Genomic DNA, 19459 nt, shown 5'->3' on the forward strand with positions numbered 1-19459 from the left:
TGCCGCGTGGATCAGGAGTGAGGAGAGGGGCGATGAAGCTCAAGATTGGTACGCGGCTCATGCTGCTGGTGTTCGGTGTGGCGCTGCTCAGCACGCTGGCCGGCGCCACCGTCCACCTGACGGGAACGCGCACGAACCTGATCGAGCAGCGCAAGGCCAAGGTCAAGGAGATGGTCGACGCCGCCGCCTCCGTCGTCGCGTTGTATGGCGAGCAGGAAAAGGCGGGGAAGATGCCGCGCGCCGAAGCGCAGGAGCGCGCCCGCGACGCCGTACGCGCCATGCGCTACGGCAACGGCGAGTATTTCTTCGTCTACGACTATGCCGGCGTCAGCCTGGTGCATGGCCTGCGTCCGCAGGTCGAGGGCAAGAACCTGCTGAACCTGAAGGACCCCGACGGCGTCCCCTTCAACGTGCAGATGACCGACGCGGCCAAGGCGGGCGGCGGTTTCGTCGCCTTCCGCCACAAGCGCAGCGACGATGCCGAACCGACCCCGAAGATCGCCTATGCCACCGGCTACCAGCCCTGGCAGTGGATGATCGGAACCGGTGTCTACACCGACGACGTCGATGCGGAATTCCGGGCTCGCATCTGGCGCGAGCTCGAGGTGTCGCTGCTGCTGCTGGCGATCAGCGTCGGCATCGGCATCTGGGTGTCGCGCGGGATGTCGCGTCCGCTGCTGGCGATCCGCGACGTGCTGGGCCGCATCGGCGGCGGCGACCTGACCGTCGCCGTGCCCCATGCCGACCGCCCCGACGAGATCGGCGACATGGCCCGCGCCGTGGCCGGCCTCGCCACCACCCTGCAGGATGCCCGCGACGAGTCCCAGCGCGCCGATCTGGAGCGTGCCGCCCGCGACCTCCAGCGCGAACGCCTGTCCGTCCGCGCCGCCGAGTTCGCCCGCGCGATGGACGAGGTCGTGGCGACGCTCAGCACCACCACGGTGGCCCTGAACGAGCGCACCGCCGCCCTCACCAACGACGCGGCCAGCACCACCGACGAGGCGCATGCCGCCGCCGGGGCGGCGCAGGGTGCCTCCGACAGCGTCGAGTCCGCCGCCCAGGCCAGCGAGGAACTGCGCGGTTCCATCGCCGCGATCAGCCGCCAGGTGGAAAGCGCCGCCCAGACCGCGTCCCGCGCGGTGACGGAGACCGCCAACACCACCGGCATCGTCACCGGCCTCGCGTCGGCCGCCGAACAGATCGGCGCGGTGGTGGAACTGATCAACTCGATCGCCGGCCAGACCAACCTCTTGGCCCTGAATGCCACCATCGAGGCGGCGCGCGCCGGCGAAGCCGGCAAGGGCTTCGCCGTCGTGGCGAGCGAGGTCAAGAGCCTCGCCACCCAGACGGCGAAGGCCACCGAGGACATCCAGTCGCAGGTGGGCGCCATCCGTGCGGCGACGGCGAACGCCATCGGCGCCATCGAGAGCATCGCCAGCCTGATCACCAACCTCAGCGGACTGAACGGCGAAGTGGCGTCGGCGGTGCAGCAGCAGGAGGCGGCGACCCACCAGATCTTCGCCAACGCCCGCACCGCCGCCGACAACTCCCGCCGCGTCACCAGCAGCGTCGGCTCGCTGTCGTCGACCATGTCCACCACCAGCGAACGGATGCGTCTGGTCTCCGCCAGCGTGGAGAACGTCTCGCAGCAATCCGACCGCCTGAAGGACGAAGTCCAGCGCTTCGTGTCGGAAGTCAACGCCGCCTGATCGGCATCTGACGGGGGCATCGACGACGAGGGGGCGGATCCCGGCGGGTAAAGCGCCGGGATCCGCCCTCTCGTCGTTTCCACCAATGATTTTGCCCTTGCTCCGCCCGGCTGCCTGCAACCAATTAGGGGCCATGCAACGGGAAGGCAGATCATGACGGAGAAGCAGATGGACCCCTTTGCCGCGGCGGCTTCCTTCAATGCCGGCGTTCATGGCACCAGCATCCGTCCGGTCCGGGCGGACCGGCTGGCCGAGGCCGTGCGCCGACTGCTTCGTGCAGCCGGCAGCGCGGCCGAGGAGGCGGCCGTCGTCGCCGACCATCTGGTGGAGGCGAACCTGCGCGGGCACGACAGCCACGGTGTCGGCATGCTGGCGATGTATATGCCGGCGATCGCCGCCGGGCTGTTGCGGCCCAACCGGCATGCGACCGTGATCGGTCAATCCGGCCCCTTCCTGGCGGTGGGCGGCGGCAGCGGCTATGGGCAGGTCATCGCGCGGGAGGCGATGGACCTCGCCATCGAACAGGCGCGGCGGGATGGGCTGGCGGTGCTGTCCCTGCGCGACAGCCACCATATCGGCCGTGTCGGCTCCTATGGCGAGCAGTGCAGCGACGCCGGCCTGGTCGCGCTGGCCTTCGTCAATGTGGTGACCCGCCCGGCGGTGGCGCCGCATGACGGCACCCGGCCACGACTGGGCACCAACCCGATCTGCATCGCGGTTCCCGCAACGAACTCCACCCCGGCCCTGATCCTGGATTTCGCCACCAGCGCCGTCGCCGTCGGCAAATGCCGGGTCGCCATGGGCAAGGGACAGGAGATGGCGCCCGGCCTGCTGCTCGACCCGCAGGGCGGTCCCACGCAGGATCCCGGCGTGATGTTCCAGGACCCGTCGGGCGCCCTGCTGCCGCTGGGCGGGCATAAGGGGTTCGGTCTGGCGCTGATGTGCGACGTGCTGGCCGGGGCGCTAGCGTCGGCGATGCCGGGAACGCCCACCCACCAGGATTCCGGCCGGGTGATGAACAACATGTTCGCCATCGTTTTCGATCCGGTGCGCGGCGGCAACGCCGGCTGGGCGGCCGATCTCGACGAGCTGGTGGCCTATGTCCGCGATACCCCGACGGCAACGGGGGCCGACGCCATCCAGTTGCCGGGCGAGCCGGAAAGCCGCACCCGACGCCAGCGTTTGGCCGACGGCATCCCGCTTGACGGCGCCACCTTGGCGATGCTGGACAGCCTGGGACGGGAGCGCGGTTTGGACCTCGCCGAATTGCTGGGCTGACGAGCCGCCGTCAGCCCAGCTGCGTCAACGTCGCTTCGTCGGGATGGCCATCGCAACAGCGGTCGAGCGCGTTGCGGTAAAGCTCCTCCCCCTCCGCCGCGGCCTGGGCGAACAGGGTCATCGAGGAGCGGAACTTCACGTCGTCGGGCGAGCCGAAGATCTCGTGAAGTGTCCGCTCTTTCACCGCCAGGACGGTGTCCGTTGCTTGCACCAGCCGGGGTCCGAGCAGCGGATGGGCCAGATAAGCCCGCGCCTCGTCGAGGGAGGCGATTCCGTAGAACTGCGCGGTGGGGGAGCGGCCGAGGTCACGCAGCTGCGGGAAGACGAACCACATCCAGTGACTGCGCTTGCGGCCGTTGCGCAATTCCGCCAGCACGGTCGCGAAGACCGGGTCCTGCGCCTTGACGAAACGCTGGAGGTCGAAGGGATCGCCGTCCGGCATGGCACCGCTCCTCATTCCGGGGTCCATATCGACAGATCGGCCCTGCGTCCGTGATTGGCAACACCCCTGTGCCGACGGGTGGGGTCGTCCGTCGGCACGATGGCGGCGGCGGATCAGCCGCCGTTGCCGAGCGCGATGGCGATCTTGCCGAAATGGCTGCCGCGCGACAGGGTCGCATAGGCGTCGGCAGCATCCTCGAACTCGTGGACCCGGTCCACGACCGGACGGATCCGGCCGGCATCAATGGCGCGGACCGCCTCGCGCAGGTCGGCGACCGATCCGGTGTTGCTGCCGACCACCTTCAGCATCTTCATGATGATCGGGAACAGCGAAGCCTGCAGGTCGGCGCCGCTGAGGAAGCCGACGACGAAGACCGTTCCCTCCGCCGCCGTGGCGTTGAGCGAACGGGCGAAGGTCCCGGCACCCCCCGTCTCCACCACCAGATCGACGCCGGCTCCGTCGGTCAGCTCCAGCACCCGTGCGTCCCAGTCGGGGGTGGTCGTGTAGTTGATGGTCTTGTCGGCACCGAGCGCCTTCGCCCGCTCCAGCTTCGCGTCCGAGGACGAGGTGATGATGACCCGGGCACCCGACGCCTTGGCGAATTGCAGGGCGAACAGGCTGACGCCGCCGGTGCCGAGCAGCAGTACGGTGCTGCCCGGACGCAGCGCGCCGGTCCGTACTGCCCGCCAAGCGGTGGTGGCGGCGATCGGCAGGGTGGCCGCTTCGGTGAAGGACAGATGATGCGGCACCGGCACGAGGCTGGCGACGGGCACCACCGCATAATCGGCGAGCGAGCCGGGCATGGTGATGCCGCGCATCCGCCGCCCAGCCACCGGCGGCAGGGCACCGGCGGACCAATCCGGCAGGAAATGCGGGATGACACGATCTCCTTCCACCACTCCGGTCACGCCGGGGCCGATCTCCACCAACTCGCCGGCACCGTCGGTGACCGGGATGAGCGGCAGCGACGGTGCCGGGAAGGCGCCGGTCGCCACCGCCAGATCGACATAGTTCAGGCTGGCGGCGCGCAGGCGGACCAGCACCTCGCCCGCTCCTGGGGCAGGTCGCGACAGTTCGACCATGCGCAGGGCGTCGAGACGGGGGGCTTCAAGCTGATAGGCGCGCATCGGAAAGGATCCTCGCTTGCGGTGACGTGTGACGCGAGGCTAGCTCTTTGCGCTGCCACCTTTAATCCGGCGCCTGTGCATGATATTGCTGCAGACTATGCATGAATTGAGCGATCAGGGCCTGGAGGAGGTCGCCGCTTTTTTGGCGGTTCTGGACAGCGGCGGCTTCGCACCGGCGGCACGGGTCATCGGGCGCGATGCCTCGGTGCTGTCGCGCCGGGTGTCGGCGCTGGAGCGACGGCTGGGCGTCCGGCTGCTGGAGCGGACGACGCGGCGGGTGACGCCGACGGAGGCCGGGCGCCGCTTCGCCGACCGGGCGCGCATGGCCCTGACCCTGTTGGCCGATGCCGAGCGGGAGGCTGCCGACGCCGGGGCCGCTCCGCAAGGCACGCTGCGGTTGGCGCTGCCGGAGGCCTTCGGGCGGCTGTGGGTGGCGCCGCTCCTGCTCGATTTTCTCACCGCGTTCCCGCGCGTACGGATCGAGGCCTTCTACAGCGACCGTTTCGTCGATCTGGTGGGGGAGGGCTTTGACCTCGCCATCCGCATCGGCCGGCTGCCCGACAGTTCGCTGGTGGCGCGCAGGCTGGTGGTGGACCGGCGGCTGATCTGCGCGGCGCCTTCCTACCTCGCGTCGCGCGGAACCCCAAAGGAGCCGGCCGATCTGGCCGGCCATGACGCGCTGTTGTTCGCGCTCTTCGCCTCGCCGTCGGAGTGGCGTTTCGCCCGCGGGCGCGAGCGGGCTCGCGTGCGGGTTTCCGGGCCGCTGCTGACCGACAATGCCGAAAGCCTTCTCCATGCCGCCGTGGCCGGGAAAGGGGTGATGATGTGTTCGGAATGGCTGGCCGGGCGGGAACTGGCCGACGGGCGTCTTGTGCCCGTGCTGCCGGACTGGAGCGTGGAGGTCGGCGCCAGGGGAGATGCCGTTGGCGATTTAGGCGGCGATGCCGACGGGGAGACCGCGATCCATCTGATCCGGCCCTCCGGCCGATTCATCGCCGGCAAGACCAGGGCCTTCGCCGACTGGATCACGGAGAGGTTGTCGCCGCCGCCCTGGAGCCGGCTGCCCTGATCGCCTCCCCGTTCAGCCCCCGTCGATCTCCACCCGCAGGCGGACGAGGTCGCGGTTCCAGGTGATCTTGCATTTATCCAGGTTCAGCCGGGTCATGTAGACGTAGGCCGTCTTGCCGACATCGTCGAAATTGCGGCTCGGGCTGCCCGGATCGAGCAGGGCGGGATAGTCGAAGGCCGCCGCATCGCCGCAGCCATAGCGGAACAGCAGCGGCGCCGTCCACAGAAGCTCCGGCTTCGACCAGGTGAGCAAGTCGGGCGAGGTGGTGGTCCAGATCCCGGTGCGGCCGTCGCGGGTCATCGCCAGCGTGGCGATGAACAGGCCGCTGGTCCGTTGGCGGACGATGCTGCGCACCGTGCCCTGCAGCACGCCGGGAGCCACCGGCGCGCAGAGATGCATCTCCGGCGCGTCCCCGGATTGTCCATCCCGGACGAAGCGGACGGAGAAGGCTTTGCCGTCCCAGCCGCGCCAGGACTGGGGATCGGCAAGGTTGTCGGTCCGCATCAGGCAGGCACCGCGCTGCTGCGCCCCGAAGCGCTCGGCCCACAGGAAGGCGTACCAGTGATCGCCGTTGCGGACGATGTTGCTGGGCGCGAAATAGCCGGTGCGCTGCCCGACGTCGCCGCCATAGGGATAGGGCAGCGTCGCTACGGTGTGGTTGGGTGGCGCCGAGCTCAGCCGGAAGCTCACCCCGCCATCGGTCGAGACCGCGGCGGTGATGCTGTTGCGCCAGCAGCGCATGTATTCGCCGGACGGGCAGAGCGCCCGGCGCTTCTGGGCGTGGAATTCATTGCTGACCAGCGCAAAGACCGTTTTGCCGTCCATGGTGTAGAAGGACGAAATCCAGCTGCGGTCGTCATGCAGGCGCGGGTCGTCCTGGCCATGGCCCTGGAAGATCACCGCGCAGTTCGGTCGTAGGGCGTCGAGCGAAGGGCCGGTCAACGCCCGCGCGGTGGAGTGCGAGGCGATCAGATGCACGATGCCGCTTGCGTCGCGGAAGGCGCGCGCCGGGGTGTCCGGCGCGTCGCTTTCCGAACAGGCGTCACGCTGCCAGGAGGTGACCGTCTCCGGTTCTCCTGTCGTTCTGATCGTCAGCGTTTGCGCCGGAGCCGGAGTCGATGGGGCGATCAGGGTCAGGCCCAGGACTAGGGCGATCGCGGCATTCCGCATGGCGTCCGTCACTTGCCGTTGGCGATGGACTTCAGGAAGGGTGCCGGCTGCAGCCGGTTGGCGACCAGGAAGTCCAGGTAGCGGGCGGCGGATTCGGCGCGATGGCGGTCATAGGCGTCGGGGTCGAAGGCGATCAGCGACTTCAACCGATTACGGGTCAGCGGCGCCGTCAGGTCGGCGGCGTCGGCATAGGGCACGCCGGTGTTCTCGCACAGCTCGCGGGTGCGGGAATCGATGGTCACCGTCAGCCCCATCCGCTCCGCCTGGATCGCCAGCGCGACGCCGTGATAGCGGCAGCCGATGGTCAGATCCTGCTGGCGCAGATTGTCCATCCAGGCCGGCACGTCATAGTAGGATCGCATGTAATTCCGGCACCAGGCCTTGAACTCCTCGACGGAGTAATGCGGCACGGTGTGGCGATGGATTTCCTTGAGGGCATGCGGGTCGATGCTGTCGAACAGCCCGCGCGACGCCCGGATCATCTCGCCCATCGACTGGACGATGTACTGGCCGGGGGCGATCGGATCCATCATCAGGGCGATCAATTGGTGCTCGATCTCCCGCGTCTTGACCCAGGCCTGATGGCCGCCGGCGACGGTGATCGAACGCGGCAGGTCGAGGGCCGACCAGTTCGCATGGATCTTCTTCCCTAGCCCCGGCGCCTGGTTGAGGAAATGCGATGGGCAGCCGCCGGGCAGCGAGCCGGTGATGCCCAGCTTGTCGAGCTGCGCCGTGGTGTAGGCGCCGCGGGTGTAGATGTTGGGCGACATGGCGGAGGACGGGTTCGACGCCGCGATCACCTGCGCCCAACGCAGCGTGCCGGGGCTGAGCTCGATGTCGTGGTCATAGCTGTTCGCCTGGGCGCCGAGACCGATGGCGACGATGGGCAAACCGGACTTTTCCAGATTCTCCGCCATCTGGCCGTAATCGGTATGGCGGCCGAGCTGGTTGGCGCAGGGAATGACGATGATGTCGGCGTTGTTCCGCAGCGTCTCCGCCGAGGAGCCCCAGCTGAAATGCTTCACCGGATTGGTGATGTGGCTGCAGATCGAATGCACGAAGGCGAGGTTGCCGTTGTTGTGCCCGATGCCGTTGTACAGCTCGTCGAATGCGGCGTTCGAATAAAGGCCGAGATTCGGCGTCTTCCACAGAACCGCGACGCGCAGAGGCTGGGTCGACGCATGTCCGGTGGTCTGTCCGGAAGAATGTGGCCGGACGACGGGAGTGTCGATGACAATGTCTTCAAGCATGTCGGCTCTAGCCTCGGGTCGGTGATGCTGGAAACGAACCGACGTTAAGCGCAGAAGAGGTAGGACTGCAAGTGACATCCGGAAAATAACACAAGGATCTCTTGCTCGGAATATACGAAGATTTTCTAAGCGATTCCGGTTTTCCTTACATTATAGAAGATATGTCGTGAGTTGATTGATCTCCATTTCTATTTTCACCGAAATTCGAAGGAAGTTCAAAAACTCTCTGGCGGGGGCTTGAAAGCGGCGTTGTGCCGTCGTATCTCAGGCACCGTTCCCGGAACTCCAGGCGGGGACATAGCTTCAGTCAGGGTGCCAGGAAAATCCGCCTGGGCGCCCCTTTAATGCGTTGCGGAAATTCCTATATAGTGTCTGTTGCGCCGCACGATGGCGCCGTTCCGACAGGATGGCTTTCGTCCCTATGACCGCTCTTTTACACCCGGTTCGGCCGCGCTGACCGCTTGGCCCTGCCGTTCCTCTCCGGCGCCGCGGCGTGCTGGCTGCCACGCCCCCTTCCCCGGTCGTCGCGCTGCCCGCGGGGCCGGAGAGGACCCCTTCGATCCTGCACCGAGACCCGGTGCACGCCGTCCGGCAGCGTCGAATGCCGGCAACGCAACAAACCAATAACCGACCTTCAACAAGGACCGACCCGAACCACGCCAGGGCCTTCGCCCACGGCGCCGCTCCCGTCGGCTGGGAGAGATAGAGACACCATGCAGCGCAACGCTGAAACCCGCACCGCCCAATCCGCCGCCACTCAACCTCGCACCGTCGAATCTCGCGTTGCCGAACCCCGTTCCGCCGAACCGATGCAGCTCTATCTGCAGGACGCCCGCAAGTATCAGTATCTCACTCCCGAGCAGGAGCATGAGCTGGCCGTCCGCTGGCACGACCATCAGGATCCGGCGGCACTCGACAAGCTGGTCGGCAGCCACCTGCGCCTTGTCGTCAAGATGGCGCGTGGCTATCTCGGCTACGGCCTGCCGCTGGCCGATCTGGTGGCGGAGGGCAATGTCGGCGTGATGCAGGCGGCACAGAAGTTCGATCCCGGCAAGGGCTTCCGCTTCGCCACCTATGCGTCCTGGTGGGTGCGTGCCGCGATCCAGGAATATGTCCTGCACAACTGGTCGCTGGTGAAGATCGGCACCACCGCCGGGCAGAAGAAGCTGTTCTTCAGCCTGCGCCGCCTGAAGGCGCGGATGCAGGAACTGGAGAGCGGCGACCTGTCGCCGGAAGCGGTGGAGAGCATCGCGACCGAACTCAGCGTGTCGAAGGCGGAGGTGGTCGAGATGAACCGCCGCCTGGGCAACGACCGCTCGCTGAATGTCGGCCTGTCGGAAGACGGCGATGCCGAGTGGCAGGATCTGCTGGCCGACGACCGGCCGGACCAGGAGACGACGCTGGCCGAGTCCGAGGAGCGCCGTCGGCGCCAGCAGTTCCTGAATCTGGGGCTGGGCGTGCTCGACGACCGTGAGCGCCGGATCCTGGTTGCCCGCCGCCTGCGTGACGAGCCGCTGACGCTGGAGGAGCTGAGCCAGACCTTCCACGTCTCGCGCGAGCGCGTGCGGCAGTTGGAGGTGCGTGCCTTCGAGAAGCTCCAGAAGGCGGTGATCGCCACCGCGCGGACGGAACAGGTGACGGTGGAGAAGAACCGCCTGCTGGCCACCGCCTGACCGGGCGGACTGACGCACGGTTTTCGGCCGTCTGATTTGGAAAGGGCGCGGCTTTCGAAGGCCGCGCCCTTACTCGTCGTGCCGCTCTCGCGCTCCCTCTTCGAATGGTATCGTCCGAATGGGGCATCCGGTGCGCTACCGTCAGGGTCCAGTCCCCATATCCTCTGCACGGATAGGTAGGGGGAGCGACGAAATCGGAACCCGCCTTTCGGCGGCAGGGTTGTTCGGGGCAGCTCCATCATTCGAGAGGAACGTCCCATGGCCCGCGCCGCCAACACGCAATTCGCCGTCGTCACCGGAGCCTCCAGCGGCATCGGATTCGAGCTTGCGAAGCAATGCGCCGGCAATGGCTTCGACCTCGTCATCGCCGCCGACGATCCGGCGATCGAACAGGCGGCGGTGGACCTGCGCAAGCTGGGTGCTGCGGTCGAGACGGTCCAGGCCGATCTCGCCACGCTGGACGGGGTGGACCGGCTTCATTCCGCCCTGAAGGGCCGGGCGGTCGATGCGTTGCTCGCCAATGCCGGACACGGGCTGGGACACGCTTTCCTCGACCAGGATTTCACCGAAGCCCGCCACGTCATCGACACCAACATCACCGGCACGCTCTACCTGATCCAGAAGATCGGCCGCGACATGCGCGGCCGTGGCCAGGGACGCATCCTGATCACCGGCTCGATCGCCGGCTTCATACCCGGCAGCTTCCAGGCGGTCTACAACGGGACCAAGGCCTTCATCGATTCCTTTTCCTTCGCGCTGCGCGACGAGTTGAAGGACAGCGGCGTCTCCGTCACCTGCCTGATGCCCGGCCCGACCGACACCGAATTCTTCGAGCGTGCCGGCATGATGGACACCGAGGTCGGCCAGGGGAAGAAGGATGACCCGGCCATGGTCGCCAAAGTCGGTTTCGATGCGATGATGAGCGGCGAGGGCGACGTGGTTGCCGGCTGGAAAAACAAGCTCCAGACGGCGATCGCCACCGTCACCCCCTCCGGCCTGCTGGCCGGCCAGCACCGCAAGATGGCGGAACCGGGGTCCGGCAAGCACTGACCGGGTTCGTCGGACGCTTGGGATCAGGTGTCCAGGCAGCCGCCCTGCGGTGCAACGGTGATGCGGATCAGTTCCGAGCCGCCTCCGCCGAAGACGTTGCCGCCGGTGTAGGTCAGGCAGCCTTCGTTGCGGTAGATGACTTGCAGCCGCTGGGCGTCGTTGCCGAAATAGAAGGGGATCCAGCGCTTGCCGGTCTCGTGCCGGATCATGTTGTCGGGGCCGCCGATCAGGGTGGAGACCTCCTCCATCGTCATGCCGATCTGCAGCTTGGAGAAGCGGCTGCCGGGAGCGGGGGTGCCGATCACCTCGCCTTCGTACCGGCCGTCGCGTGACTTCACCATCTTTGCACCTGGTGTCGACGGCGCAGCCGAGGCGGTGGTGCCGGTGGCCGAGCCCTGCTGCTGGCCGGCGCAGCCGATCAGCAGCGCCACGACGGACAGTGCCGCCCAAGTCGTTTTCCCCACCATGTCTTTCCTCACCGGTTCCGTTCTGGTCATTGCCTCGCGAGAGCGACTATGAGTGCGATAACCCCAGGACGGCATCGGCAAAGGCGGATGAACAATGCCTAAGAGGGGTAGTAACAACAGGCAGTCCGCCGGTTGCCCCGCTTTCAATTCGCGGTTTCCGCCTGCTGCCGCCCGGTATAGTTCTTGAAAAGGTCGTAATCGGTGTCGCAGCGCACCTGAGCCAGCCCGGCTGCGGCCATCGCGTCTGTGATGACCTCCGGTTCCACGCAGCGGTCGATCGTCTCCCAATAATAGCGCATCAGCGTCCGGCCGCTCTCGCCGCCGCCGCTGAGCCGCGAGACGGCCGGCACCACCATGCCGAGATAGGCGTTCATCAGATGGCGGGTGACCGGGCGCCGTGGCCGGCCGATCTCCATCACCAGCACGGTTCCACCCGGTCGCAGCACGCGGCGGAACTCGCGGAAGGTGGCGGTCAGGTCGCCGACATGGCGCAGCGCATAGCCGATGGTGACGAAATCGACGCTGCCGTCGGCCAGCGGCAGGGCGTCGGCCACCCCCTGGATCAGCGGGATGGACAGGCTGCGCCGAGCCTCGGCCAGCATCGCTTCGCTGAGATCCAGGCCGATGACGGCGTCGGCGTCGCCGCAGAGCGCCACCGCCTCCCGGGCGACCAGACCGGTGCCGATGGCGACGTCGAGCACCCGCATCCCCGGCCGCAACCCGGCCCGGCGCAGGCATTGCGCCCGATACCAGGAGCCGGAGCCCATCGCGAAGATCGCGTTGATGCGGTCGTAATGATGGGCGGTCCGGTTGAACAGCCCGCGGACGAAATGCTGCCGCTGGGCCTTGTCCCCGTAATAGGCGTCCAGAACGGGGTGAGGTTCGACGGCGGTGCCGACGCGGGGGGAGGGTTCGGTCGGCACGGCTTTGGTCTCCTTGGTGGAAGGGAGCGGGCTCAGTCGAGAATGTCGCTCACAGCGCTGACCCGGCTGTCCGAGCGGTAGAGCGAGAAGGTGAAGCCGGCTCCGACCGACAGGTTGAGGGTGCGTTTGTAGAGCGGACTGTCGTCGTTGGTGGCGCCGGAGAACAGCTCCCCCCGAACGGCGCCGAAGGCGGAAATCCGCTCCGTCACCGGCATGACCAGCGAGCTGTGCAGCCGCAGTCCCAGATAGCCGGCCCGCGCGTCGTAGGCCGGACGGTCCGGGCGCGCATATTGCGGGTCCACTTGATAGAAATAGTCCATCAGATGGCTGGACGCGAAGATCGGCCCCAGGCTGAGGCGGAATTGGTCGTCTCCGGAAATCATGCCGGCCCTGCTGTAGGCGACGTCGGGCGCGAAGACGAGGCCGCGGTATTTGATGCGGCTGAAATCGATTGAGAAGACGCTGCGCACCGGCAGGGTCAGATCGACCCGGTCGCGCCGGTCGACGTCACGGAGCAGGTTGATCTTCAGCGCCGGCCCGACCTCCCCCAGCAGGTCGATGTCGGGCATCCCCTGCCGCGCCCGGTTGTGGTCGGCAGAGGAGCCCAGCGCACCTTCCAGGCTGACCTCGAAAGTCACGCGGCCGGACCGGTACAGACGGCCCTGGATGCCGTTGCGGTCGGCACGGAACACGTCGCCGCGATAGATGACATAGGGCAGGGCGGCGGCCTGGACATGATTCTGGTCGGCGGCGGGATAGTCGGGGATATAGCCGGCGCCGCCGCCGATGCCGATCTCGAACAGCGGCTTTCCCGAGTCCTGCGCATTGCCCTGGACCGGTAGGCAGAGGATCGCCGACATGGCGGAGGCGGCAACGGCAAGCGTCGTTGACAACACACGCACCATGCATCCCCGGTTGAGTTGATCGATTTCAGACCGTCGGCATCTTGTGGGCGGAGACCTCGGCAGGCAAGAGGGTTCGCATGTCACCAAATGGGTAACCACTCAAGAAGATTGCGATCCTTGAAGTGCATCGCTGGGAATCCCCCAGCACTGTGCAGCGTAGACTGAAATCAACCTGAAACATCGGTACGGCATTATAGTCGAACAGTGGATGCTGATATCCCTGCCGGATGGATATGTCTTTTGGCTAGGCTCAAGATAAAGGGCAATGTCGGGCTTTTGTCCCTGGATCGCACATAAGTGGGTTTGATAAAATATTTGCAAGAGTTGTACGGTGTATTGCCAGAATTGATGTCAGGAACGAGTATCAACCTCGAACATCCCGAAGCAGGGAAAACTGGGAGAGTGGCGGGCCCCATGCTGTCGAACGGTTCCGATTACGATTGCGATGTTCTGGTGGTGGGCGGCGGCCCTGCCGGGTCTACCGCGGCGGCTCTGCTGGCCGGCAAGGGCCATCGGGTGGTGCTGCTGGAAAAGGACCATCATCCCCGCTTCCACATCGGCGAGTCCCTGCTTCCCTGCAACCTGCCGCTGCTGGAGCGGCTGGGCGTGCTGGAGGAGGTCGAGCGGATCGGCATGTTGAAATATGGGGCGGAATTCGTATCGCCCTATCACGGCAAGGCCGTCACCTTCGACTTCGCCAATGCCTGGGACAAGACCAAGCCCTACGCCTTCCAGGTCCGGCGGTCGGAATTCGACCACATCCTGATCCGCAACGCCGCCGCCAAGGGGGCGACGGTCTTCGAAGGCTGCAAGGTTACGGATGTCGACATCCGTGGCACCGAAGGCAGCATCGTCACCGCCCGGCAGGAGGACGGCACGAGCCGCAGCCTGCGCACGCGCTTCCTGGTCGACGCGTCCGGCCGGGACACGCTGCTGGCCTCGCGCTTCGGCATCAAGCGGCGCAACACCAAGCACAACAGTGCGGCGATGTTCGGCCATTTCACCGGTGCCAAGCGGCTGCCGGGCAAGGCGGAAGGCAACATCACCGTCTTCTGGTTCGACCATGGCTGGTTCTGGTTCATCCCGCTGGCCGATGGAACCACCAGCGTCGGGGCGGTCTGCTGGCCCTATTACTTCAAGACGCGCAAGACCGACCAGACGCGCTTCTTCCTCGACACCGTTGCCCTCTGCCCGGCTCTCGCGGAACGGCTGGAGGGGGCGGAACTCACCGGCCCGGTGACGGGAACCGGCAACTTCTCCTATCAGGCCGACCGCATGTCCGGACCGGGATACGTCATGCTGGGCGACGCCTTCGCCTTCATCGATCCGGTCTTTTCCACCGGCGTCTATCTGGCGATGACCAGCGCCTTCGAGGGGGCCGAGGCGGTCGATTCCTGCCTGCGCGAGCCGGCGCGGCAGGAGCAGGCGCTGAGGCGTTTCGAACAATCCGTCCGCCAGGGCATCGGCACCTTCTCCTGGTACATCTACCGGGTGACGACGCCGGCGCTGCGCAACCTGTTCATGGGGCCGCGCAACGTCTTCCGGGTGGAGGAGGCGCTGCTGTCGCTGTTGGCCGGCGACGTCTTCCGCCCGTCGCCGATCAAGACGCGGCTGAAGATATTCAAGGCGATCTACTATATGAACGCCCTGCTGGACATGAAAAGGAACTACATGGCATGGCGGAAACGGCGGCAGAACGTGCGCACCCCCCTGGGCGACGCGGTCTAACCCTTGGCGGCGCGGTCCGACGGGCCTGGGAATACCCCCTGTTCTACTGCCTGCTGTTCCTGTTCGGCCTGATGTCGCTGGCCTGGAGCCTGACTGCGGCCTTGATCGGCCCGTTCCTGCCGCGCCGGATCGCCGGGCCGCTCGGCCGGCAGGCGATCGGGACGGGTTTCCGCCTGTATCTCGGCACGCTGCGCGCCTGCGGGGTGCTGAAGACCGACCTGTCGGCGCTGGATGCGCTGAAGGAGGATGACGGGCTGCTGATCTGCCCGAACCATCCGTCGATCATGGACGCCGTGCTGCTGATCTCGCGCTTGCCGGACGTGGTGTGCATCGCCAAGGCCAAGGTCTACGACAACCTCTTCCTCGGCGGCGGCGCTCGCATGGCCGGCTACATCCGCAACGATGCGCCGAACTCCCTGGTCAAGATGGCGGCGCAGCAGGTGCGTGCCGGGCGTCAGCTGCTGATCTTCCCCGAAGGCACGCGGACCGAACAGGCGCCGGTCAACGCGCTGAAGGGCGGCTTCGCGCTGATCGCCAAGACCGCCGGTGCACCGGTGCAGACCGTCTTCATCGACGCCAACAGCAATTTCCTCGGCAAGGGTTGGCCGCTGTTCCGCAAACCGGAATTTCCCCTGGTTTACACCGTCCGCCTCGGCCGACGCTTCGATCCGCCGACGGATGTGCGCCTGCTCGTCGAGGATTTGGATCGCCATTACAGGACAGAGCTGTGATCACCGACGCCTCTTCCAGCCATCTCGTCCTGATTCCCAGCTACAATACCGGGCCGAAACTGGCCGAGACGGTGCTGGCCGCGCGCGAGCATTGGGCACCGGTCTGGGTCGTCATCGACGGCAGCACCGACGGCACGACGGAGACGGTGCGCGCGATGGCCGCGGACGATCCGCATCTGCGGGTGCTGGAGCTGCCCGTCAACCGCGGCAAGGGAGCCGCCGTGCTGCATGGGCTGGAGGAGGCCGAGCGCTGTGGCTTCACCCATGCGCTGACCATGGATGCCGATGGCCAGCACCCGGCCGACCGCATTCCCCAGTTCCAGGGCGTGTCGCTGGCCCATCCCGACGCGGTGGTGCTGGGCAAGCCGGTTTTCGATGCCGCCGCGCCGCGCCTGCGGGTGGGCGGACGCAAGATTTCCAACTGGTGGGCCAATCTGGAGACGCTGTGGGGCGGGATCGGCGATTCGCTGTTCGGCTTCCGCGTCTATCCCATCGCGCCGCTGCGGGCGGTGATGCGGCGCAACCCGTGGATGCGGCGGTTCGATTTCGATCCGGAGGCAGCCGTGCGGCTGTGCTGGCGCGGTGTGCCGACCATCAACGTCGCCGCCCCGGTCCGCTATTTCAAGCCGGAGGAAGGCGGCGTTTCCCATTTCAATTACTACCGCGACAACGCCCTGCTGACCTGGATGCATACCCGGCTGATGCTGGGCTTCATCGGCCGCCTGCCGATGCTGGCAGTGCGCCGGGTCCGTTCCCGGTCCTTCAGATCATCCCGCCGTTGATCGAGACGATCTGGCCGGAGATGTAGGCGGCGCGGTCGGATGCCAGGAAGGCGACGAGGTCGGCCACCTCCTCCGGCCGGCCGGCGCGCTTCATCGGCACCAGCCGCTTGACCATGTCGGCATCGAAGGCGATGTCGGCCATCGGCGAAGCGATGATGCCCGGCGCCACCGCATTGACGGTGATGCCGCGCGGCGCCAGTTCCAGCGCCAGCGACTTGGTCGCGCCATGCAGCCCGGCCTTGGCGGCGGCATAGTTGGTCTGGCCGCGGTTGCCGGCGACGGCGGCCACCGACGACACCGTCACGATGCGGCCCCAGCGCGTACCGATCATCGGCATCAGCAGCGGCTGGGTCACGTTGAAGAAGCCGTTCAGCGACACGTCGATGACGCGGCTCCATTGCTGCCGACGCATCGCCGGCATCACCGCGTCGTCATGGATGCCGGCATTGTTGACCAGGATCTGGATCGGGCCGGCTTCCAGCACCCGGTCCAGCGCTGTCGTGGTTGCCTCGGCATCGGTGACGTCGAAGGCGACCGCTTCCGCCGATCCGCCGGTCACGGTGATCTCCGCTGCCAATGCCCGCGCCCGGTCGGGCGAACCGTTGGCGTGGACCAGCACATGATGGCCCTCGGCAGCCAGCGCCTTGCAGATCGCGGAGCCCAGCGTGCCGCTGCCGCCGGTGACGAGCGCGCGCTTCATGCCACCCCCCGATCCGTGCCGCCGGCATCGATCACCACCGCCGCCCGGCCGCTCAGCAACTCGCGGCCCCCTGCGGTGACGGAGAAGCCGTAGATCATGCGGCTGCCCTCGCCGGTCAGATTCTCGGCTTCGATGATCAAATCCTCCGCGATGTCGTCGAGCCGCGCGACGTGACAGGCGAGGTCGCGCAGACTGGCGAGATAGCCGGCCGGCGGGCGTTCGCCGCCGCTTGTCAGTCCGCCATGCACCGCCATCGCCTGGGATGCGTATTCGACACCGCACAGCGCGGCCAACCGGCCGGCGTGGCGCAGCGGGTTGTCCGGGGCACGATGGCTGCGGGCGATGCAGCGGATGCGGCTGCGGTCCCAGGCCAGCACGCCGTCCAGCAGGCACATCGTCCCGGCATGCGGGATCAGCCCGGCGAGTTCGTCGCGCGTCATCGGGCGCGTCATCGGCATGGCTGGCCCACCCGGACCACCACCCGTCCGCCCGGCGGCAGGTCGAGCACCACGGTTTCCGGATGGCCCCCGTTGCCGACACGCGCAAGCGCTGCCAGCAGCGGCAGCGCGCGCGCGGTCGGGTTGCCGGTCCGCAAGGACTCCAGCCCGCTGTCGGCCATGCGGCTCACCGGCTCATCCCCCCGCGTCAGGTCGATGTCCAGGCAGGCAAGGCAACGGTCGGTCGGCTGGGGTGTCAGCACCAAAGCGGTGCCGAAGGTGCCGGTGATCGGACGGGCCTCGTTCAGCGGCTCCGGATAGGGCAGGTCGTAGGCGATCAGCCCGACGGTCCAGCCGTCGGCCGCCACCTCCGCCGCCGCCTCCAGCAGTCCCGCCTGGAAGCTCTCGTCATGGGCGGACAGGCTGGTCGACGGCTCGCGGCAGCGGGTGGCGATGCTCCAGTAGCCGGCCGGCGCGTTGTGGACGGAGTTGTGGAAGCGCGTCGGCGAGATGTCGCGCTGCTCCGTCGCCAGCGTCTCCAGGATTTGGTGCAAGGTGTCGGGGTCGCCGCTGGACGAGGCGAAGACGGTGGCGACGGTGGCCGGATCGCGACCCGCCTGCTCCAGCGCCTCCGCTCCCACCGTCATGGCGAGCTTGACGGTCGGCACGCTGCGGCGCCGCTCCGCGGGGGGCAGCAGCGGGCTGGCGGCCAACACCGCCGGCGAGGCCGCATAAGGGCTGCCGCCTGTCAGCACGGCCCGGGACTCCGCCCAGCCGGCAAGGCCGGGGCCGAGCAGGCCGATGCCCTCGACATGGACCCGCATCACGCCGCCCACCCGAAGATCAAACTGCTGTTGCTGCCGCCGAAGCCGAAGGAATTGGTCATCACGCGGTCCAGCCGTCCCTTTTCGTTGGCCTGGAGGTAGCGGCTGCGCAAGGCGGGGTCGAGAGTGCGGGTCTGCGGGCTGCCGGGGATCAGGCCGGTGCGCAGCGCCATGACGCTGATGATCGCCTCGACGATGCCGGCGGCCCCCAGCGTGTGGCCGGTATAGCCCTTGGTCGAGCTGACCGGAATGCGGGTGCCGAGCAGTCCGGTGATGGCCTGATCCTCCGCCGCGTCGCCATAGGTGGTGGCGGTGCCGTGCAGGTTGACATAATCGATGTCGCCCGGCCGCAGCCCGGCGCTGGACAGCGCCCGTTCCATCGCCAGCCGGGCGCCCAGCCCCTCCGGATGCGGGGTCGACATGTGGTGGGCGTCGTTGCTTTCGCCGGCACCCAGAAGATGGACGGCCCCGGACGACGGCCCCGCTTCCGCCCGCTCCAGCAGGGCGAAGCCGGCACCCTCGCCGAGCGAGACGCCGCTGCGCTGGACATCGAAGGGACGGCAGGGGGCGGGGGACACCAGCTCCAGGGAATGGAAACCGTAGAGGGTCGTCAGGCACAGGCTGTCCGCGCCACCGACCACTGCGGCGTCGCAGAGCCCGGCGGCGATCATGCGGGCGGCGTTGGCGAAGACCTTCGATGTCGTGGCGCAGGCCGAGGAGACGACGAAGGCCGGTCCCTCCAGTCCCAGGCGACGGCGGACGAAATCGGCGAGCGATCCGGTGCTGTGGGTGGTGGCGAAGTTGAAGGTTGGCGGCAGGCCTCCGCTTTGCGGATCGCGCGCTCGGAAGGCCAGTTCGGCCGACAGGATGCCGGAGGTGCTGGTGCCGAGGAACACGCCGATCCGGTGCGCGCCATAGCGCTCGCGCGCCGCCGCGACGGAGTCGGCGAAGCCGTCCTGGCGCAGAGCCATCTCGGCCAGCCGGTTGTTGCGGCAGTCATAGCCGGCGAGATCGTCCGGCAGCCGGACGTCCTCCACCCCCCGCACTTCGCCGATATGCGTGTCCAGAGCGACCGTCTCGAACCTGCAAGGTTTCAGGCCGCCCCGGCCGCTGCGCAGAGCATCCAGGGTTGCATCCTGGCCGGCGCCAAGACTGCTGACGATGCTCATATGGCTTAGGGAAAGTGGCTGCACG

General features: G+C 67.4%; 19 protein-coding genes. 8 read left to right on the plus strand and 11 right to left on the minus strand.

Annotated elements, in window-relative coordinates; translation table 11 throughout:
• The first annotated feature begins 32 nt into the window (after positions 1 to 32).
• Both JHL17_RS14120 and JHL17_RS14125 read left to right on the plus strand, forming a co-directional pair.
• Complete coding sequence (locus JHL17_RS14120) at positions 33 to 1709, plus strand: methyl-accepting chemotaxis protein (RefSeq protein WP_200194110.1); 1677 nt, start codon at positions 33 to 35, stop codon at positions 1707 to 1709.
• A 153-nt stretch (positions 1710 to 1862) separates the two neighbouring features.
• Positions 1863 to 2987: a malate/lactate/ureidoglycolate dehydrogenase gene (locus JHL17_RS14125; protein ID WP_200194111.1), complete on the plus strand. Its 1125-nt coding sequence runs from the start codon at positions 1863 to 1865 to the stop codon at positions 2985 to 2987.
• A gap of 10 nt (positions 2988 to 2997) precedes the next feature.
• On the opposite strand, the gene JHL17_RS14130 is transcribed toward JHL17_RS14125, so the two are convergent.
• On the minus strand, positions 2998 to 3429 hold the full coding sequence (locus JHL17_RS14130) for a DUF1810 family protein (RefSeq protein ID WP_200194112.1): 432 nt from the start codon (positions 3427 to 3429) through the stop codon (positions 2998 to 3000).
• Positions 3430 to 3542: 113 nt separating this feature from the next.
• The gene (locus tag JHL17_RS14135; RefSeq protein ID WP_200194113.1) at positions 3543 to 4556 is read right to left on the minus strand and encodes a zinc-dependent alcohol dehydrogenase family protein; all 1014 of its coding nucleotides are present in this window, start codon (positions 4554 to 4556) and stop codon (positions 3543 to 3545) included.
• Positions 4557 to 4662: 106 nt separating this feature from the next.
• Between JHL17_RS14135 and JHL17_RS14140 the strand changes: the two genes are divergently transcribed.
• Positions 4663 to 5625: a LysR family transcriptional regulator gene (locus JHL17_RS14140; protein ID WP_200194114.1), complete on the plus strand. Its 963-nt coding sequence runs from the start codon at positions 4663 to 4665 to the stop codon at positions 5623 to 5625.
• Between the two features lie 12 nt (positions 5626 to 5637).
• Here the strand turns inward: JHL17_RS14140 and JHL17_RS14145 are convergent, their stop codons facing one another.
• Together JHL17_RS14145 and JHL17_RS14150 are read right to left on the minus strand one after the other, a co-directional pair.
• Complete coding sequence (locus JHL17_RS14145) at positions 5638 to 6795, minus strand: hypothetical protein (RefSeq protein WP_200194115.1); 1158 nt, start codon at positions 6793 to 6795, stop codon at positions 5638 to 5640.
• Positions 6796 to 6803: 8 nt separating this feature from the next.
• Positions 6804 to 8045, minus strand: coding sequence for a polysaccharide pyruvyl transferase family protein (locus tag JHL17_RS14150; protein ID WP_200194116.1), 1242 nt, complete (start codon positions 8043 to 8045; stop codon positions 6804 to 6806).
• Positions 8046 to 8758: 713 nt separating this feature from the next.
• Between JHL17_RS14150 and rpoH the strand changes: the two genes are divergently transcribed.
• Both rpoH and JHL17_RS14160 read left to right on the plus strand, forming a co-directional pair.
• Positions 8759 to 9718 carry an RNA polymerase sigma factor RpoH gene (rpoH, locus tag JHL17_RS14155; protein ID WP_200194117.1) on the plus strand — a complete coding sequence of 320 codons (960 nt, stop codon included), beginning with the start codon at positions 8759 to 8761 and terminating at the stop codon, positions 9716 to 9718.
• Between the two features lie 258 nt (positions 9719 to 9976).
• Positions 9977 to 10768 carry an SDR family NAD(P)-dependent oxidoreductase gene (locus JHL17_RS14160; RefSeq protein WP_200194118.1) on the plus strand — a complete coding sequence of 264 codons (792 nt, stop codon included), beginning with the start codon at positions 9977 to 9979 and terminating at the stop codon, positions 10766 to 10768.
• Positions 10769 to 10791: 23 nt separating this feature from the next.
• Here JHL17_RS14160 and JHL17_RS14165 read toward each other — a convergent pair whose 3' ends face one another.
• The 3 genes from JHL17_RS14165 to JHL17_RS14175 all read right to left on the minus strand — a co-directional run bounded on the left by JHL17_RS14165 (position 10792) and on the right by JHL17_RS14175 (position 13051).
• Positions 10792 to 11235: a hypothetical protein gene (locus JHL17_RS14165; protein WP_200194119.1), complete on the minus strand. Its 444-nt coding sequence runs from the start codon at positions 11233 to 11235 to the stop codon at positions 10792 to 10794.
• A 143-nt stretch (positions 11236 to 11378) separates the two neighbouring features.
• Positions 11379 to 12158: a class I SAM-dependent methyltransferase gene (locus tag JHL17_RS14170; RefSeq protein WP_345773810.1), complete on the minus strand. Its 780-nt coding sequence runs from the start codon at positions 12156 to 12158 to the stop codon at positions 11379 to 11381.
• Between the two features lie 32 nt (positions 12159 to 12190).
• Positions 12191 to 13051, minus strand: a complete 861-nt coding sequence (locus JHL17_RS14175) for a MipA/OmpV family protein (protein ID WP_200194120.1) — start codon at positions 13049 to 13051, stop codon at positions 12191 to 12193.
• 414 nt (positions 13052 to 13465) lie between these two features.
• Between JHL17_RS14175 and JHL17_RS14180 the strand changes: the two genes are divergently transcribed.
• Genes JHL17_RS14180 through JHL17_RS14190 form a run of 3 tightly spaced genes read left to right on the plus strand, consistent with a single transcriptional unit; the run spans position 13466 to position 16304 of the window.
• The gene (locus JHL17_RS14180) at positions 13466 to 14791 is read left to right on the plus strand and encodes an FAD-dependent oxidoreductase (protein WP_200194121.1); all 1326 of its coding nucleotides are present in this window, start codon (positions 13466 to 13468) and stop codon (positions 14789 to 14791) included.
• Positions 14740 to 15522, plus strand: coding sequence for a lysophospholipid acyltransferase family protein (locus tag JHL17_RS14185; RefSeq protein ID WP_200194123.1), 783 nt, complete (start codon positions 14740 to 14742; stop codon positions 15520 to 15522). The genes JHL17_RS14180 and JHL17_RS14185 overlap by 52 nt, the downstream gene beginning before the upstream one ends.
• A complete protein-coding gene (locus JHL17_RS14190) occupies positions 15519 to 16304 on the plus strand; it encodes a glycosyltransferase family 2 protein (RefSeq protein WP_345773811.1) in 786 nt (261 codons plus the stop codon). The genes JHL17_RS14185 and JHL17_RS14190 overlap by 4 nt, the downstream gene beginning before the upstream one ends.
• On the opposite strand, the gene fabG is transcribed toward JHL17_RS14190, so the two are convergent.
• The 4 genes from fabG to JHL17_RS14210 are packed head-to-tail and all read right to left on the minus strand — an operon-like array spanning position 16285 to position 19458.
• The gene (gene fabG, locus JHL17_RS14195) at positions 16285 to 17004 is read right to left on the minus strand and encodes a 3-oxoacyl-ACP reductase FabG (RefSeq protein WP_200194124.1); all 720 of its coding nucleotides are present in this window, start codon (positions 17002 to 17004) and stop codon (positions 16285 to 16287) included. The two genes, JHL17_RS14190 and fabG, sit on opposite strands and share 20 nt — an antisense overlap.
• Entirely contained in the window at positions 17001 to 17462 is a 462-nt protein-coding gene (locus JHL17_RS14200) for a hotdog family protein (protein WP_200194125.1), read from the minus strand. The genes fabG and JHL17_RS14200 overlap by 4 nt, the downstream gene beginning before the upstream one ends.
• A complete protein-coding gene (locus JHL17_RS14205) occupies positions 17453 to 18265 on the minus strand; it encodes a beta-ketoacyl synthase chain length factor (protein ID WP_247893562.1) in 813 nt (270 codons plus the stop codon). Before JHL17_RS14205 ends, JHL17_RS14200 begins: the two co-directional genes overlap by 10 nt.
• Positions 18265 to 19458 carry a beta-ketoacyl-ACP synthase gene (locus tag JHL17_RS14210; RefSeq protein WP_200194127.1) on the minus strand — a complete coding sequence of 398 codons (1194 nt, stop codon included), beginning with the start codon at positions 19456 to 19458 and terminating at the stop codon, positions 18265 to 18267. The genes JHL17_RS14205 and JHL17_RS14210 overlap by 1 nt, the downstream gene beginning before the upstream one ends.
• Position 19459 lies beyond the last annotated feature (1 nt).

Origin of the sequence: Azospirillum endophyticum (genome assembly GCF_016595245.1) — a bacterium.
GTDB classification, from domain to species: Bacteria; Pseudomonadota; Alphaproteobacteria; order Azospirillales; family Azospirillaceae; genus Azospirillum; species Azospirillum endophyticum.

Excerpts from the sequence above, each read along its gene's own strand:
- JHL17_RS14120 (WP_200194110.1), top strand. The coding sequence starts at position 33 with ATGAAGCTCAAGATTGGTACGCGGCTCATGCTGCTGGTGTTCGGTGTG.
- JHL17_RS14125 (WP_200194111.1), top strand. The coding sequence starts at position 1,863 with ATGACGGAGAAGCAGATGGACCCCTTTGCCGCGGCGGCTTCCTTCAAT.
- JHL17_RS14130 (WP_200194112.1), bottom strand. The coding sequence starts at position 3,429 with ATGCCGGACGGCGATCCCTTCGACCTCCAGCGTTTCGTCAAGGCGCAG.
- JHL17_RS14135 (WP_200194113.1), bottom strand. The coding sequence starts at position 4,556 with ATGCGCGCCTATCAGCTTGAAGCCCCCCGTCTCGACGCCCTGCGCATG.
- JHL17_RS14145 (WP_200194115.1), bottom strand. The coding sequence starts at position 6,795 with ATGCGGAATGCCGCGATCGCCCTAGTCCTGGGCCTGACCCTGATCGCC.
- JHL17_RS14150 (WP_200194116.1), bottom strand. The coding sequence starts at position 8,045 with ATGCTTGAAGACATTGTCATCGACACTCCCGTCGTCCGGCCACATTCT.
- rpoH (WP_200194117.1), top strand. The coding sequence starts at position 8,759 with ATGCAGCGCAACGCTGAAACCCGCACCGCCCAATCCGCCGCCACTCAA.
- JHL17_RS14160 (WP_200194118.1), top strand. The coding sequence starts at position 9,977 with ATGGCCCGCGCCGCCAACACGCAATTCGCCGTCGTCACCGGAGCCTCC.
- JHL17_RS14165 (WP_200194119.1), bottom strand. The coding sequence starts at position 11,235 with ATGGTGGGGAAAACGACTTGGGCGGCACTGTCCGTCGTGGCGCTGCTG.
- JHL17_RS14185 (WP_200194123.1), top strand. The coding sequence starts at position 14,740 with ATGGCGGAAACGGCGGCAGAACGTGCGCACCCCCCTGGGCGACGCGGT.
- fabG (WP_200194124.1), bottom strand. The coding sequence starts at position 17,004 with ATGAAGCGCGCGCTCGTCACCGGCGGCAGCGGCACGCTGGGCTCCGCG.
- JHL17_RS14200 (WP_200194125.1), bottom strand. The coding sequence starts at position 17,462 with ATGCCGATGACGCGCCCGATGACGCGCGACGAACTCGCCGGGCTGATC.
- JHL17_RS14205 (WP_247893562.1), bottom strand. The coding sequence starts at position 18,265 with ATGCGGGTCCATGTCGAGGGCATCGGCCTGCTCGGCCCCGGCCTTGCC.